Here is a 15,149-nt window from a genome sequence, read left to right as displayed (position 1 = left end):
GATGCCGTTCCCGGCATATGAGCGCGGGGTGACCCGTCATCCGCTCGATGCCGCGCCGGCTGGCCTGCGTCTCACGGAGCGCTCCGTGTTCGTCCCCGCGCATGCCCGCGCCGCCGTCTCTGCGGTGGTGAGCTCGTGGGAGTTCAAACGGCGAGCTGGTTTCGAGGTTCCCGCCCTGACTCCCGTCGTCGACGTCGAGGGGATCCTCGCCAAGCGGATGCTCGGCATCCGGTTCGCCGAACCCGTGCGCGTGGTGTGGGCGGACGGTCATGGTTTCGGCTACGAGACGCGCCCGGGGCATCCGCTCTACGGTGAGGAGTCCTTCGTCCTCGACGAGGACGGGGTCTTCACCGCACGGTCGCTCTCGTGCCCGTCGAGCCTGTTCTGGCGCCTCGTCTCGCCGGCGCTCCGCGTGCTGCAGCTCTCGGTGTCGCGGGCGTACATCCGCATCGTCGAGTCCGAGATCGCCGCGGCCTCGCGCTGAGTCCTGGTGGTCTGTTCAGGGGCTCAGGGTGGTGGCGATATGTCGCGCGGCGGCGCGTGGGGGTGTTCGCTCAGGTAACCCCCAGTAGGCTGGAACTCATGCGGCGCGGGACTTTCCGAGACGACACGGTGGATTATGCGGCCGTGGGTGCGACCCACGCGCCCGATCTGATGCAGTACCCGCCGGAGCGCAGCATCCCGGCGGAGGATTCCTGGCGGATCGGCAGCGGGGTCGAGCGCTTCCAGAGCGCCGGCGAGGCACTGCTCTCCTGGACCGCGCAGCGCGCGGCCGGTCTCGGTGTCGAAGATGTGCGCCCTGCACCCGGTCCCGCCTACGCCGGAGTGAGCTTCGACGCGGAGGGCAATCCGATCGCGCCGAGCAAGCGCGATGTCGAGCCGCGCTACGACGCCGAGGGCATGCCGTTCGTCGGCCCCGGCATGACCCTGCACCTGCGGGGGCGCGTCGGAGGAATGCGCGCGGACGCCGAGCTCCGGGTCATCTCGGTGACCGAGGAGACCCGCCGGATCGGCTTCGTGCTGGGTACCGTCGGCGGTTCGGTCGTCAGCGGCGAGGAGTCCTTCGACCTCGTCTGGCGTGAGGACAACGACGAGGTCTGGTTCACGGTGCGCGCATTCGACTCGCCGAACTCGTTGCTGTACCGCACGGTTCCCGCCCTCGTGAAGCGCCGCCGTCGGGAACTCTTCGCCCGTTACCTCCGGGCGATCTCCCCGCTCTACGCGACCCCGCTCTGATGGCGGGACCTCTTCCTCTGGGGGATCCGGCACCGGCAGACGGTCATCTGCCCGACGATCTGCCGATCGACACGAGCGTGCCGTTCTCGGCGTATCTGCACATCCCGTTCTGCCGTGTGCGCTGCGGGTACTGCGATTTCAACACGTACACCTCGAGCGAGCTCCGCGGAGCCAAACAGGAGGACTACGCGAGCACCCTCACCGCCGAGATCGCCCTCGCGCAGCGGGTGCTCGGCGACGCCGGTGCCTTGCGCCCGATGGACACGGTCTTCTTCGGCGGAGGGACGCCCACGCTCCTCCCCGCCGGAGACCTGGCGCGGATGCTCGACACCGCCGTCTCGGCCTTCGGTCTGGCCGAGGGGGCGGAGGTGACGGTCGAGGCGAACCCCGACACGGTCACGCCTCAGGTCGCACGCACGCTGGCCGACGCCGGAGTCACGCGTCTCTCCATCGGCATGCAGTCGGCGGTCCCGCACGTGCTCGCCGCCCTCGACCGCACGCATCGCCCGGAGAACGTGCGCACCGCCGTCACCGCGGCGAAGGATGCCGGTCTCGCCGTGAGCGTCGATCTGATCTACGGTGCGCCGGGTGAGTCGCTCGCCGATTGGGAGGCGTCGCTCGATGCCGCTCTCGCGCTCGAGTCCGATCACATCTCGGCGTATGCGCTGATCATCGAGGACGGCACGAAGCTCGCTCGTCAGATCCGGCGCGGTGAGGTCCCCACGCCGGACGACGATGTGCAGGCCGACATGTACGAGCTCGCGGACGCGCGACTCGGTGGGGCCGGATTCGACTGGTACGAGGTCAGCAACTGGGCGCGGAGACCCGAGCAGCGATCACGCCACAACCTCGCATACTGGCGCGGGAGCGACTGGTGGGGATTCGGTCCCGGCGCGCACAGTCACGTCGCCGGCCTGCGCTGGTGGAACGTGAAGCATCCCGCCGCCTACGCGCAGCGCCTCGCCGCCGCCGAGTCCCCGGCGGCCGGTACCGAGCGTCCGGACGCCGAGGCCCGGATGCTGGAGCGCGTGCTGCTGCTCAGCCGCCTCGCCGAGGGCATCGCGATCGCAGAGCTCCCGGAGGGCAACCGCACGCGCGTGGCGGGACTCATCGCCGACGGGATGGTCGACGCCGCGTCGGCGCTGCGCGGGCGTCTGACTCTCACTCTGCGCGGACGGCTGCTCGCGGACGCGGTGGTGCGGGAGCTGACCGACTGACGCTCAGCGCGGCAGCTGGTCGAGCCCGGTCGTGCGGCGCTGCGGGATCGTCGTGCTCGCGGTGTCGAACAGCCGCGTGGTTCGATCCGATCCATATGACGGCCAGCCGGGGTCGCCGGTCGTGATGAACGCGACCCAGGCGGCGTTCATCTCCACGGCGAGACGTCGCGGCGCATCCGGCCCCGCGAGCCGGTGCGCCTCTTCGTCGTCGAGCCTGTCGAACACGAAGCCGAGCTCGAGGGCATGCGCGGCCCGCAGATCGCGCACCGGGCTCGACCAGGCGAATTCGTACACGAAGGTCGACGACGGCTTCGCCTGTGCGACACGGGTGAGCCCGCGGCGCAGCATCATGTCGGTCGCCAGCTGTCCGAAGATCTCGCCCGTGGACGCACCTGGCCATTCGTCGCGGTACGCCTTCACCGCGCGACGGGGGATGCGCAGGGCCAGAGACGCGAGGAAGAGCTTCGTCTCGCTGATGCCGGCGAGCGCCTCCGGAGGGAACCACAGCCGGTACTCGTCGGTGTTGGTGCCGATCAGCAGCGGAGCGTCGATTTCGCCGAGCATCTCGTGCGGCGACTGCGGGAGGCTCTCGGGGTCGATCGCGACCTGGAATCCTGGCGCGCCGCCGAGGGGAGAGGAGCCGGCCGACTGCTGCCGGCGGGCCTCGAGGAGCTGCTCCGGTGGGACGGCGGCGAACGAGGCGCGATCGGCGCGGACCCCGAGTCGCTTCGCCATCTGGGTGGTGACGCGACCGGCATTGGCGGGGGTCTGCGCCTCGAGCGGACCCGACTCGATGATGGCCCCCGCGATCAGTGCGCGTGACTCGTCGCGAGCGAGGAGGGCGGCCACGAGCGCGCCACCGGCCGATTCCCCCATCGCGGTGATGCGGGCCGGGTCCCCGCCGAATGCCGCGATCTCGGCATGCACCCATTCGAGTGCAGCGGCGACGTCGCGGAGGCCGAGGTTGCGCGGGGCGTCATCGAGCACCGAGAACCCCTCGGCGCCGAGGCGGTAGTTGATCGAGACGAAGACGACGCCCGCCCGCGCGAACACGGCGCCGTCGTAGAGCGAGAGTGCCGCCGTGCCGCGCTCCAGAGCACCGCCGTGGATCCAGAGCACGACCGGCGCGCCGGCCGCATCCACCGGCGCCCAGACGTTGGCCGTGAGGATGTCCTCGCCGGGGATGTGCACCGAGCCGAGCAGCTCGCCGATCGCTCCGGGGTAGGGGAGCTGCGGCGCGGTGGGACCGAACTCGGTGGCCGCGCGCACGCCCTCCCAGGGAGTCACCGGCTGCGGCGCGCGGAAGCGGTTCTCGCCGAAGGGCGGCGCCGCGTAGGGGATGCCGAGGAAGCGGTGGATGCCGTCTGTCGTGGTTCCCTGGACGGTGCCGGCGCGGAGGGTGATCTGGGGATCGGACGTCATGCTCGTCATCGTAGGTCACCCGTGATGCGATGGATGAGAGGGGGCGCTCGGTCCGCGCCTCGCGGGTCGCGAACCGCCTCGAGAGAGCGGCACACGCACGACTCGACGGGTGAGACGGGCGGAAAGCTCTGCGCACCGGTAGAATTGGCACTCTGAGTATCCGAGTGCCAGCGGAAGGAGAAGTCGATGGTCACCGAGCGAGGACTCCAGGTTCTCCGCGCGATAGTGCAGGACTACGTCGAGACCCACGAACCCGTCGGCAGCCGCTCGATCGTCGACCGGCACTCTTTCGGCGTGTCTGCGGCAACGATCCGCAATGACATGGCCCTGCTCGAGGACGAGGAGCTGATCACCGCTCCGCACACGTCGTCCGGCCGGGTGCCGACCGACAAGGGCTACCGCGTCTTCGTCAATCACCTCGCCCAGTTGCGGCCGATGTCTGCGGCGCAGCGCTCGGCGATCGAGTCCTTCCTGGCAGAGCCGGCGGACCTCGACGACCTCATGGTGCGCACCGTGCGCGTGCTGACCCAGCTCACCGGCCAGGTGGCTCTCGCTCAGTACCCGTCGTTCGCTCGCGCGCACCTCACGCACCTCGAACTCGTGGCGCTGGCTCCCAACAGACTCCTGATCGTGCTCGTGACCGATGCCGGCGGTGTATCGCAGCGCATGGCCCCACTCCCGGTCGAGCTCGACGAGGCGGAGCTGGCCCTGCTGCGCGCGCGGCTCTCCGCGTTGATCACCGGTCGTGCCGTCAGTGATGCGGCTGATCGCCTGCAGAGTCTTCTCGCCACGGTCGACACGCCCAACGACGCGGCATTGCGCACGCTCGCGGCGATCGTGATCGACGAGCTGGGTGAGTTCCGTCAGGAGAAGCTCGTCATGGCGGGGGCGGCCACGCTCGCCCGCCGCGAACAGGACTTCCGCGGCAGCATCCATCCGCTCCTCGAGGCCATCGAGGAGCAGGTGACCCTGCTGCGGCTGATGAGCGAGATGGTGACCGACGAGCACGGCCTCGCGGCCAGCATCGGTACGGAGAATGCGCCGTTCGGCCTCGGCGAGGCATCGATCGTCGCGAGCAACTACGCCGCCCCCAGTGGGATGGCTCGTGTCGGTGTCATGGGACCGACACGCATGGATTATCCGAGCAACCTCGCGGCAGCACGGGCGGTCGCCCGTTACCTGACGCGGATGCTCGATGAAGACGAGGCGAGCCGCTGACACGCGGCTCCCACACGACAGACACGCGCAGAAAGGCGATTGTGGCGGACCACTATGAGGTTCTCGGGGTGTCCCGGGACGCTTCCATCGATGAGATCAAGAAGGCGTACCGGCGCCTCGCACGGCAGCTGCACCCGGATGTGAATCCGGGCGAGGATGCCGCAGAGCAGTTCAAGCTCGTCACCCACGCGTACGACGTGCTCAGCGACGACGAGTCGCGCCGTCGCTACGACATGGGCGGCGGAGACGGCGCGGCCGGGAACTTCGGAGGGTTCGGCGGCTTCGGCGACATCTTCGAGACGTTCTTCGGCGCTGCGCAGGGCGGTGGCCGCGGCGGGCGGCCGCGCTCGCGTCGGGAACGCGGCCAGGACGCCCTGGTGCGCGTGACCCTCGACCTCGGCGATGTCGTGTTCGGCGCGCATCGTGACATCGAGGTCGACACGGCGGTGCTCTGCGAGACCTGTCAGGGGTCCTGCTGCCAGGAAGGCACTTCGCCCGTCACCTGCGACATCTGCGGCGGCTCCGGTCACGTGCAGCGCCAGGTGCGCAGTCTGCTCGGCAATGTCGTCACCTCGCAGCCCTGCGGCACGTGCGAGGGCTACGGAACCACGATCCCGTACCCGTGCGGAACCTGCGGAGGCCAGGGCCGCGTGCGCTCGCGCCGCACCGTGTCTCTCGACATCCCGGCCGGCGTCGAGACCGGTCTGCGTCTGCAGCTCCCCGGCTCCGGAGAGGTGGGCAAGGCCGGGGGCCCCAACGGCGACCTGTACGTCGAGGTCACGGTGAACCCGCACGCCGCGTTCAGCCGTGACGGCGACGATCTGCTCGCGACGCTCGAGGTGTCGATGACCGATGCGATCCTCGGAACCGAGACCGCGATCCAGGGGCTCGACGGCGAGGTGGACCTCGAGATCCGTCCCGGCGTGCAGTCCGGAGACGTGCTCACGATCAAAGGGCGCGGGATCACACCGCTCCGCGGCACGCAGCGCGGCGACCTCCGCGTGGGCGTGCAGGTCGTGACACCCACCAAGCTCGACTCGGCGCAGCGCGCACTCATCGAGGACTTCGCCAAGAAGGCGAAGGCCCCGGGTCCGCAGCTCGCGCAGTTCCAGCAGGGACTGTTCTCCAAGCTCCGCGACCGATTCCGCGGACAGCACTGACCCATGGCCCTGCACTTCCTGCTCGAGTCCGCATCGGATGCCGTCACCGGCGACCTCGTGTCGCTGACCGGAGCTGAGGCGAAGCATGCCGCGGTCGTGCGTCGGCTGCGGGTCGGCGAGGCGATCACGATCGGCGACGGCAGGGGTGTCTGGCTCTCCGGCGTCGCCGAGCAGGTCTCGCCGGCGCAGGTGGATGTGCGGATCTCGGAGCGCGCGGAGCATTCGGCGCCGACCCCGCGCATCGTGCTGGTCCAGGCTCTCGCCAAGGGCGACCGCGATGAACTCGCGGTGCAGGCGGCGTGCGAACTCGGCGTCGACGAGATCGTGCCCTGGCAGGCGAGTCGCAGCGTCTCCCGCTGGGAGGGTGCAAAGGCGGCCAAGGGGCGGGAGCGCTGGGCATCGATCGTGCGAGAGGCCGCGAAGCAGGCGCATCGTGCGTGGGTGCCCGAGGTCGGCGCGCCCGTCACCACCGCGGAGCTCGCTGCACGGGCCGCGACGCAGCGCGTGCTGCTGTTGGATCCGACCGCGACCGGGCGGCTCTCCGAAATCGTCTCCGACGGGCGCGATCTGGTGCTCGTCGTCGGGCCGGAGGGCGGCATCGCCCCCGACGAACTGGCGCGACTGACCGAGGCAGGAGCTGAGCGCGTGCTGCTCGGCGACACGGTGCTGCGCACCTCAACCGCCGGACCGGCGGCGATCGCCGTGCTCTCGGTGGCGCTCGGCCGCTGGTGAGCGCCCCCACGCGCCCGGTGCGCAGTGGTCAGTAGACTTGAATCCATGACGGAACCCTCGATCTTCACGCGCATCCTGACCGGGGAGATCCCCGCCGAGATCATCGGCGAGACCGATCGGCTCTTCGCGTTGCGCGACATCGCGCCCCAGGCGCCGGTGCATCTGCTCGTGATCCCGAAGACCGCGGACTACCGTGACGTCACGGAGCTGGCCGCCGGAGACGCCGGACTGCTCGCCGAGCTCATCGCGTTCGCGAAGGAACTGGCAGCGCAGCACACTCCCGACGGCGACTTCCGCCTGGTCTTCAACACCGGAGCGAACGCCGGACAGACCGTTTTCCATGTCCACGCCCACGTGCTGGGTGGCGGCCTGACCGAGAAGAGCGTCGGTGCCTGAGAACCACGAACCGGCCGAGCGCAGCCTGGGTGGGCGTGAGCCCGAGGCTGTCGAGAAGATCTACGCCGACGGCGTCGCGATGGTGCAGCTGCTCGGGCCGCAGGACCGCCTGCTGCGGATGCTCGAGAAGGAGCATCGCGATGTGCAGGTGCTCGTGCGCGGCAACGAGATCACGCTCAGCGGCGGCGCAACGGAGGTCGCGAACGCGAAGAAGCTCGTGGACGAGCTGCTGGCGATGACGAAAGCGGGGCACGATCTGGCCCCCAGCGATGTGACGAACTCGGCGCGGCTGCTGCGCCGTGACGGCGGACCGCGACCGAGCGAGGTCCTCGGCGAGGCGATCCTGTCGACCAGGGGCCGGGTGATCCGTCCGAAGACCCTGGGGCAGAAGGAGTACGTCGACGCGATCGAGGAGAACACGATCGTGTTCGGCATCGGTCCGGCCGGTACCGGCAAGACGTACCTCGCGATGGCCAAGGCCGTGCAGGCGCTGCAGCGCAAGGAGGTCACCCGCATCATCCTGACTCGGCCAGCCGTCGAGGCAGGGGAGCGGCTGGGCTTCCTCCCCGGCACGCTGACCGACAAGATCGACCCGTACCTGCGCCCGCTCTACGACGCGCTGAACGAGATGATGGATCCGGAGATCGTGCCGCGGCTGATGGCCTCGGGCACGATCGAGGTCGCCCCGCTCGCCTACATGCGCGGTCGCACGCTGAACGATTCGTTCGTGGTGCTCGACGAAGCGCAGAACACCACCCCGGAGCAGATGAAGATGTTCCTGACCCGGTTGGGCTTCGGCACGCGCATGGTCGTCACCGGCGATGTCACGCAGGTCGATCTGCCGCAGGGCTCCTCGGGACTGCGCCTCGTGACGCGTGTGCTCGACGGGATCGACGACATCCATTTCGCCCGGCTCACGAGCGACGACGTCGTGCGCCACTCGCTCGTCGGACGCATCGTCGACGCCTACAGCGAGTACGACGAGAAGCGCACCGCGCAGCGGTTCGAGCGCGAGCAGGCGGCCGAGTTCGCCAGCCGAGCCGAGCGCCGCGGCGCCCAGCGACCAGGACCGCGCGATCGCGCGCCGAAACGAGGACTCTCATGATCGAGATCAACAACGAGTCGGCCATCGATGTCGACGAGACCGTGCTGCAGCGCCTGACCGACTACAACCTCGCGCAGTTGCACGTCAGCCCCGATGCCGAGGTCGCGATCGTTCTCGTCGATGAAGGGGCGATGGAAGCGCTCCACGTGCAGTGGATGGACGAGCCGGGGCCCACCGACGTGCTCAGCTTCCCGATGGACGAGCTGCGCCCAGGCACCGAGGACCGCCCGACCGCCCCCGGTCTGCTCGGCGACATCGTGCTGTGCCCCCAGGTCGCGGAGACGCAGGCTCAGGCGGCGAAGCACACGCTGATGGACGAGCTGATCCTGCTGACCACTCACGGCCTGCTGCACCTGCTCGGATTCGATCACGCCGAGCCCGATGAGGAGCGCGAGATGTTCGGGCTCCAGAAGCAGCTCATCGAAGGCTTCGCCGTGTCTGAACGCAGACGATGACAGCGGCTTTCCTCCTCGCCGGCGCCGTTCTGCTCGTCGCCTTCGGCGGTCTCATGGCCGCCATCGATGCGGCGTTCGGCGTCTCGTCGCGCTCGGACCTCGAGGAGATGGGCAGCGAGGGGCGCAATGCGCGTCAGCTGGCGCGCATCGCCGCGGATCCGGATGCCCATGTCAACGCCGTCGCCTTCATCCGCGTGCTCGCGGAGACGGCGGCCGCCGTGCTCGTCACCGTCGCGTTCATGTTCCTGTTCGACAACATCTGGTGGGCGATGCTCGCCGCCGCCGTACTGATGACCGGCATCAGCTTCGTGCTCGTCGGCGCCAGCCCCCGCACCTTCGGGCGCGACCACGCGGACGGGCTGCTGCGCGCGAACGCCCCCGTGGTCAGGGGGCTGCGGATCTTCCTCGGACCCATCGCGCAGGGCCTGGTCGCTCTCGGGAACCGGGTCACGCCCGGAGCCGGTCGCAGTTCGTTCAGCTCGGAGGAGCAACTGCTCAGCATGGTCGATGAGGCGGCATCCAATGACCTCATCGAGGAGGACGACCGCGACCTGATCCACTCGGTGTTCGACTTCACCGACCAGTTCGTGCGCGCGGTGATGGTTCCTCGCACGGAGATGGTGACGGTGGATGCCACCGCGTCGACCAGCGAGGCGATGGCGCTGTTCCTGAATCGTGGAGTCTCGCGCATGCCGGTCGTCGACGATGACGCCGACGATGTGGTCGGCGTGCTGTACCTCAAGGATCTGGTGCAGTTCGCGTTCCGGGACGAGAACGCGTGGCGGACGGCATCCATCCGCCCGATCTCCCGCCCTGCGACCTTCGTCCCTGAGTCGATGCGCGCAGAGACTCTGCTGCAGCAGATGAAGCGTGACGCGGTGCACGTGTGCCTCGTGATCGACGAGCACGGAGGGATCTCGGGTCTGGTGACCCTCGAGGATCTGATCGAGGAACTCGTCGGAGAGATCTCGGACGAGTACGATCAGGTATCCGCCGAGTTCGTGGAGCTCGGTGACGGACGATACCGCGTGAGTGCCCGGCTCTCGCTGGAGGATGTCGGCGACCTCTTCGGACTCGAACTCGAGGATGAAGACGTCGACTCGATCGGCGGACTGCTCGGCAAGGCTCTCGGGCAGGTTCCGCAGCCCGGTGCGACCGCGACGGTCCACGGTCTCGTGCTCACCGGGGGAGCATCGCGCGGGCGCGGACGAGGAATTGCGACGGTGTTCGTCGAACGAGCAGCCGTCGAGGTGGAATCGACAGAGGATGAAGGAGAGCGACGCGATGACTGAGCAGACGCGAAGTGGGTTCGTGACCTTCGTCGGGCGCCCGAATGTGGGCAAGTCCACGTTGACCAATGCGCTGGTGGGGGAGAAGATCGCGATCACCAGCGAGAAGCCGCAGACCACGCGGCGTGCGATCCGCGGGATCGTGAACCGCCCGCAGGGGCAGCTCGTGATCGTCGACACCCCGGGCATCCACAAGCCGCGGACGCTGCTCGGTGAGCGTCTCAACGACCTCGTCGACCAGGTGCTCGGCGACGTCGATGTGATCGGCTTCTGCGTGCCCGCGACCGAGAAGGTCGGACCGGGAGACCGTCGTATCGCAGCGTCGCTGGACGGGTATCCGCGTGCGAAGAAGGTCGCGATCGTCACCAAGACCGACGCGGCCGGCCGCGACGACATCACCGAGCGATTGCTCGAGGTCGATGCGCTCCGTGAGGACTGGGCGGCGGTCGTGCCGCTGTCCGCGCTCACCCGCGATCAGCTCGAAGTGCTCGCGGACGAACTGCTGAGCCTGATGCCGAAGGGCCCGCCCCTGTACGAAGAGGGCATCACGACGGACGAATCGCAGGAGGACCGGATCGCCGAGATGATCCGCGAGGCCGCACTCGAGGGTGTGCGCGATGAGCTGCCGCACTCCATCGCCGTGATCATCGACGAGGTCGCGCGGCGCGAGGACAGCGACCTCACCGATGTGCACGCGCAGATCGTCGTCGAGCGCGACAGCCAGAAGGCGATCATCATCGGGCACAAGGGAAAGCGGCTGCGCGACGTCGGCGCCCGTGCGCGCGGAGGGATCGAGGAACTCCTCGGAACTCGCGTGTTCCTCGGCCTGCACGTGAAGGTCGCGAAGGAGTGGCAGCGCGACCCGAAGCAGTTGGGCAGGCTCGGATTCTGACATGAGCCCACGAGACGGATCGACGGCGGCGGGAAGGCCGCCCACCTCGAGCAGATGACCGGTCGCAGCGAAGACCCGAACTCGCTGCAAGACGAGGTCTTCACACGAGTCTTCGACGCCCACTGGGCGGCGCTGCGGCATCACATCGAAGGTGCCGTCGCCGACGATGACGAAGTCACCGAGATCGTCTCGGCAGTCTTCCTCGAAGCCTGGACGAGGTTGGATGTCGCCCGGCCGATGGGTCGCGTCTGGCTGTTCCGGGTGGCCGATCGCGAGCTGCGTGCCCGGTCGGGCCGCACGGCGAGCAGGCGGGCTGTGTTGGACGCCGTGCATCACGGCATGGCCGGCACCACCGAGGAGCCGGGCGCAGCGGATCGACCTGCCGAAGAACTGCCGGATCGCGACAGCGTATTGCGCGCTTTGGGTGTCCTCACTGCGCGTCAACGGCGTATCATCATGCTGGCATACTGGGACGGGCTCACCGAGGGGGAGATCTCCGAGCTGATGCGGTATCCGCGACGAGGTGTGCGGACCATGCTGCGCCGCGCAGAGAAGCGGATGCGGGATGCTCTGGGCCTGGAGGGGGCGAGTGAGCGTGAGGGGTGATGAGGCTGTGCTCGAACGAGCGCTGACGGAAGCCGATCCGGCGCGCACTCCGCGCGACGCGGCGCCCGATGCCCGTGCGCTCGCGACTCGAGACCGCATTCTGCGCAAGTCCCGTAGCGCGCATCGCCCTCATTCTCGGGCAGTCGCCTGGGCGTCTGGCGCCGTCGCCGCGGGCGCCACTGCCATCTTCGCCGTCGCGATGCTCCTGCCGCAGGAGACCGCCACCGCCGGAACCCCCACCCCGCTGACCTTCGAGGGGTCCAGCACGGTCGCGGAGATCGTGGATGCGGCCGAGGAGGATCTCGCAGCCGTCACGGGTCCGGACACGCCGCTGCGCACGGTGCATGCCGCGTCGTGGGGATTCTCCGTCGATGTCGTCGACGAGAACGCCGAGGTCGTTCCCACGCTCTCCGAGCTCACTTGGAATCCGGACGGTTCCGGACGGATGACGGTTGTCCGCGGTGTGCCGTACGACCCGACGGACGCGGTGGCGCACAACCACGCAGAGGTCAGCAGCAGCGGGGACGTCGTCTCCGATCTGGTCATGTCGCCGGGTGACTTCGAGCCACTGTGGCCCGACATCCCCGGCGATTCGCGCGAGGACGTTCTCGCCCTGCTCACGGCTTTCGGCATGCCGGCTCAGCCCACCGCCTTCGACATCGAGTCGGCGTTCACCTCGACGTTCGACATGTGGACGCTCACCAATGCGCAGCACCGAGAGCTCCTCTCGCTTCTCGCGGAGACCGGAGACGGCGTCGCGCTCGGCGACACCACCGACCGACTCGGACGTCCGGTCGCCGGGATCCAGTTCCTCACGCCGGACAAGGGCGCCAAGGACGTCGTGCTCGTGTCGCTCGAGACCGGACGGATCGTGGGAGTGGAGCGGACCGCGATCGAAGCAGACGATGTCTACCCGGTGGGAGCGATCATCTCGTACCGGATGTGGGACGTGGAAGGCGAAGTGATTCCGTGAAGCGCGCGCGTGTGATGCTCACTCTGCTGGTCGTGGCGGTGTTCGCGCTCGGCTCCGTGCCGACGGCGGCCACGGCCGCGGAGGCGGTCATCGACCCCGATCCCCAGATCGCCGAGATGCTGGACGCCGTACCCGGTGGCATCCTGATCGACAGCCATCACGCGGTGTGGCCCGAACTCGACATGGAGATGACGGTTCCCCGCACCTCGGAGGTGACGGCGCGGTCGGTCGGCGGGTGCGCGACGGGGAAGATCTGCGCCTTCAACGCCTTCTTCGCCGACGGCAGTGCGCTCAGCTTCGGAACGTGCGGGGTCCACAGCATCCCCGCGAACTTCACGGTGAAGTCCGTCGCGAACGCGCGTTCTTCCGGGACGGCGCAGGCGCGCAACGGATCGACCGTGCTCAAGACGATCACCGCAGGGACGTTTCAGAACACCTCCGGTACCGTGACGAACATCCGCTGCACTCTCTGAGTGGCCGAACCGGGACTGATTGCGGTCAGAGCCCGTCGGTGCGGGGCGCCGAGCGGGTGCGCGATCCGACGTCAGTGAACTAATCGTGGAGAACCTCGTGCCGGACAACTCTTCGCTGGAGGGCATGCTCCGCGCAGCGAGCCCTGCGCGAACCGCGGCTGATGCCAAGCCCGATGCCGCGGCGCTGGTCGCTCGCGACCGCATTCTGACGTCAAGTCAGCCGGCGCACAGACGGCGCCGGACCATCGCCATCGGATGGGCATCCGGACTGGCGCTGGCCACAGCATCCGTCGTCGTTGCGGCGGTCGTGATGTCTCCACAGACGACCGCGCGCGCAGGAGCGCCCTTCTCGTCGGTGGCTCTGACGCCGACCGTCGCCGCGATCGTGGATCAGGCACAGGCGCAGCTTTCGACGTCCTCCGGTCCCGCCGAGCCGCAGCGCTTCGTGCGGACCGCGTCGTGGAACTTCTCTGTCGACGCGAGCACCGGCGAGCTGAGGGTCTTCACACAGCTGTCGACCATCTCCTGGGAACCTGACGGATCCGGTCATGTGATCCTCGTGAACAGTCCGGAACAGGACCCGGCCGATGCCGAGTGGTACTCCCACTCGGAGATTCCCCTTTCCGGGGACGTCGAGGAGTTCCCGATGCTGCCCGGTGAGTTCGTCACTCCGGTGACGGATCCGCCGGCGGAGTCTCTGGCCGGGATGGAGGACGCCCTCCGCGCTCTGGAAATGCCCGAAGGTGCGTCGGCGTTCGAGGCGGTGACGACGATCACGACCCTCCTCGGTCAGTGGACCCTCACGAATGACCAGCATGCGGCGCTCCTGCGCATCATCGAAGACGCAGGCGGTGCGGAGGCCGTACCCGCGACGCACGACCGCCTCGGGCGAGCGGTCGACGGCCTGCGCGTGATGTCTCCCGATGGTGCGGTCAGCGATGTGGTGTACGTGGCGGTCGACACGGGGCGCATCGTCGGTGTCGAGCGGACGGTCGTGAAGGCGGACTCTCTGCTTCCCGCCGGCGCGATCCTCGGATATCAGCTCTGGGACGTCGATGGGTCGGTCGGATGAGCGGCCGGTCACAGGCGCGCGACAGCACGCGGGAAGCCGTCTTCAAGGAGATCTACGACACGCTCTGGGCGCCGTTGCAACGCCATGTGGAGTGCATGGTGGACGACGACTCCGAGGTGGCGGAGATCGTGTCGGATGTGTTCCTCCTCGCCTGGCGCAAACTCGATACCGCCAAGCCCCTCGGACTCATCTGGCTGATCAGGGCCGCCGACAACAAGATCAAGGATCGCGAACGCAGCCATCGGGCGCGCGCCCGCGCCATGGACACCGTGCATGCCGTGTTCGCGGCACCGGGCGATGACGACATGCTCGAGACCCTCGCGGTGCGGCATGCGATCGAGAAGGTGCTGACCCAGCGCGAGCGGCGGGTCGTGAAGCTCGCCTATTGGGACCAGCTTGCGGCCGGCGAGATAGCCGAGCTGCTGCGCTGCTCCCAGGCTTCGGTGTGGACGACGCTCAGCAGAGCCCGCAAGAAGCTCGAAGCGGAGCTTGGGCTCGGCGAAGGGGAACCCGCGGTCGAGGCGCGACGCCGTGTGGAGGCAGCGCGCCCCGCGCCCCGGACGACGGGGTGACGCGGTTTCTGATCGACACATTGCGCGAGAAGCGAATACCTGACAAATGAGTTAATCCATGCGTTGGACTTTGCGTTCGTACGGGTGGACCGCCTAGCGTTCTAGTGAGCCATCCGGCCGCCGAGGAAACGATTGCCCTCGTCCCCGGCGACCGGATGGATCGCAACTGGTCACGCCGATTCCTACCGGGGGGTAAGGATCAGCGCGGCACAGGCGAGGACTTCACTCTCGATTCCGGGGGGCACGCGAGAGGAAGTCGCGGACGGTGGCGTTCCGTTGACAGCGGAACGCCACCGCCCTCTCTTTCCGCGCGATGATGGACGCACTGATC

17 protein-coding genes are annotated in these 15,149 nt (G+C 68.7%); 16 read left to right on the top strand and 1 reads right to left on the bottom strand.

Translation table 11 applies throughout. The features are described from left to right. Window position 1: 1 nt before the first annotated feature. The 3 genes from ACIOVG_RS13300 to hemW all read left to right on the top strand — a co-directional run bounded on the left by ACIOVG_RS13300 (window position 2) and on the right by hemW (window position 2,453). The gene (locus ACIOVG_RS13300; RefSeq protein ID WP_400874138.1) at window positions 2–484 is read left to right on the top strand and encodes a DUF1990 family protein; all 483 of its coding nucleotides are present in this window, start codon (window positions 2–4) and stop codon (window positions 482–484) included. A 98-nt stretch (window positions 485–582) separates the two neighbouring features. After that, the gene (locus tag ACIOVG_RS13295) at window positions 583–1,236 is read left to right on the top strand and encodes a DUF1990 family protein (protein WP_400874136.1); all 654 of its coding nucleotides are present in this window, start codon (window positions 583–585) and stop codon (window positions 1,234–1,236) included. Then, complete coding sequence (hemW, locus tag ACIOVG_RS13290) at window positions 1,236–2,453, top strand: radical SAM family heme chaperone HemW (RefSeq protein ID WP_400874134.1); 1,218 nt, start codon at window positions 1,236–1,238, stop codon at window positions 2,451–2,453. Before ACIOVG_RS13295 ends, hemW begins: the two co-directional genes overlap by 1 nt. Before the next feature lie 3 nt (window positions 2,454–2,456). On the opposite strand, the gene ACIOVG_RS13285 is transcribed toward hemW, so the two are convergent. Then, entirely contained in the window at window positions 2,457–3,875 is a 1,419-nt protein-coding gene (locus ACIOVG_RS13285) for a carboxylesterase/lipase family protein (RefSeq protein WP_400874131.1), read from the bottom strand. Between the two features lie 186 nt (window positions 3,876–4,061). Between ACIOVG_RS13285 and hrcA the strand changes: the two genes are divergently transcribed. The 13 genes from hrcA to ACIOVG_RS13220 all read left to right on the top strand — a co-directional run bounded on the left by hrcA (window position 4,062) and on the right by ACIOVG_RS13220 (window position 14,818). Further along, entirely contained in the window at window positions 4,062–5,093 is a 1,032-nt protein-coding gene (gene hrcA, locus ACIOVG_RS13280; RefSeq protein WP_400874128.1) for a heat-inducible transcriptional repressor HrcA, read from the top strand. Window positions 5,094–5,134: 41 nt separating this feature from the next. Beyond that, window positions 5,135–6,253, top strand: a complete 1,119-nt coding sequence (dnaJ, locus tag ACIOVG_RS13275; RefSeq protein WP_400874125.1) for a molecular chaperone DnaJ — start codon at window positions 5,135–5,137, stop codon at window positions 6,251–6,253. 3 nt (window positions 6,254–6,256) lie between these two features. Beyond that, window positions 6,257–6,985: a 16S rRNA (uracil(1498)-N(3))-methyltransferase gene (locus ACIOVG_RS13270; RefSeq protein ID WP_400874122.1), complete on the top strand. Its 729-nt coding sequence runs from the start codon at window positions 6,257–6,259 to the stop codon at window positions 6,983–6,985. Between the two features lie 45 nt (window positions 6,986–7,030). Further along, complete coding sequence (locus ACIOVG_RS13265; RefSeq protein ID WP_400874119.1) at window positions 7,031–7,381, top strand: HIT domain-containing protein; 351 nt, start codon at window positions 7,031–7,033, stop codon at window positions 7,379–7,381. 79 nt (window positions 7,382–7,460) lie between these two features. Continuing rightward, a complete protein-coding gene (locus ACIOVG_RS13260; protein WP_400874795.1) occupies window positions 7,461–8,486 on the top strand; it encodes a PhoH family protein in 1,026 nt (341 codons plus the stop codon). Beyond that, window positions 8,483–8,941, top strand: coding sequence for an rRNA maturation RNase YbeY (gene ybeY / locus ACIOVG_RS13255; RefSeq protein WP_400874116.1), 459 nt, complete (start codon window positions 8,483–8,485; stop codon window positions 8,939–8,941). The genes ACIOVG_RS13260 and ybeY overlap by 4 nt, the downstream gene beginning before the upstream one ends. Beyond that, the gene (locus tag ACIOVG_RS13250) at window positions 8,938–10,233 is read left to right on the top strand and encodes a hemolysin family protein (RefSeq protein ID WP_400874113.1); all 1,296 of its coding nucleotides are present in this window, start codon (window positions 8,938–8,940) and stop codon (window positions 10,231–10,233) included. The genes ybeY and ACIOVG_RS13250 overlap by 4 nt, the downstream gene beginning before the upstream one ends. Further along, window positions 10,226–11,122, top strand: a complete 897-nt coding sequence (era, locus tag ACIOVG_RS13245) for a GTPase Era (RefSeq protein ID WP_400874110.1) — start codon at window positions 10,226–10,228, stop codon at window positions 11,120–11,122. Before ACIOVG_RS13250 ends, era begins: the two co-directional genes overlap by 8 nt. A 54-nt stretch (window positions 11,123–11,176) precedes the next feature. Beyond that, window positions 11,177–11,728: an RNA polymerase sigma factor gene (locus ACIOVG_RS13240; protein WP_400874107.1), complete on the top strand. Its 552-nt coding sequence runs from the start codon at window positions 11,177–11,179 to the stop codon at window positions 11,726–11,728. Next, window positions 11,712–12,701, top strand: a complete 990-nt coding sequence (locus tag ACIOVG_RS13235) for a hypothetical protein (RefSeq protein WP_400874105.1) — start codon at window positions 11,712–11,714, stop codon at window positions 12,699–12,701. The genes ACIOVG_RS13240 and ACIOVG_RS13235 overlap by 17 nt, the downstream gene beginning before the upstream one ends. Further along, window positions 12,698–13,174 carry a hypothetical protein gene (locus ACIOVG_RS13230; RefSeq protein ID WP_400874102.1) on the top strand — a complete coding sequence of 159 codons (477 nt, stop codon included), beginning with the start codon at window positions 12,698–12,700 and terminating at the stop codon, window positions 13,172–13,174. Before ACIOVG_RS13235 ends, ACIOVG_RS13230 begins: the two co-directional genes overlap by 4 nt. Before the next feature lie 97 nt (window positions 13,175–13,271). Further along, window positions 13,272–14,246, top strand: coding sequence for a hypothetical protein (locus tag ACIOVG_RS13225; RefSeq protein ID WP_400874099.1), 975 nt, complete (start codon window positions 13,272–13,274; stop codon window positions 14,244–14,246). Then, complete coding sequence (locus ACIOVG_RS13220; protein WP_400874097.1) at window positions 14,243–14,818, top strand: RNA polymerase sigma factor; 576 nt, start codon at window positions 14,243–14,245, stop codon at window positions 14,816–14,818. Before ACIOVG_RS13225 ends, ACIOVG_RS13220 begins: the two co-directional genes overlap by 4 nt. Window positions 14,819–15,149 lie beyond the last annotated feature (331 nt).

It is taken from the genome of Microbacterium sp. NPDC087591 (genome assembly GCF_044743625.1).
Taxonomy (GTDB): Bacteria; Actinomycetota; Actinomycetes; order Actinomycetales; family Microbacteriaceae; genus Microbacterium.
This window is presented reverse-complemented; position numbering and strand designations above follow the sequence as displayed.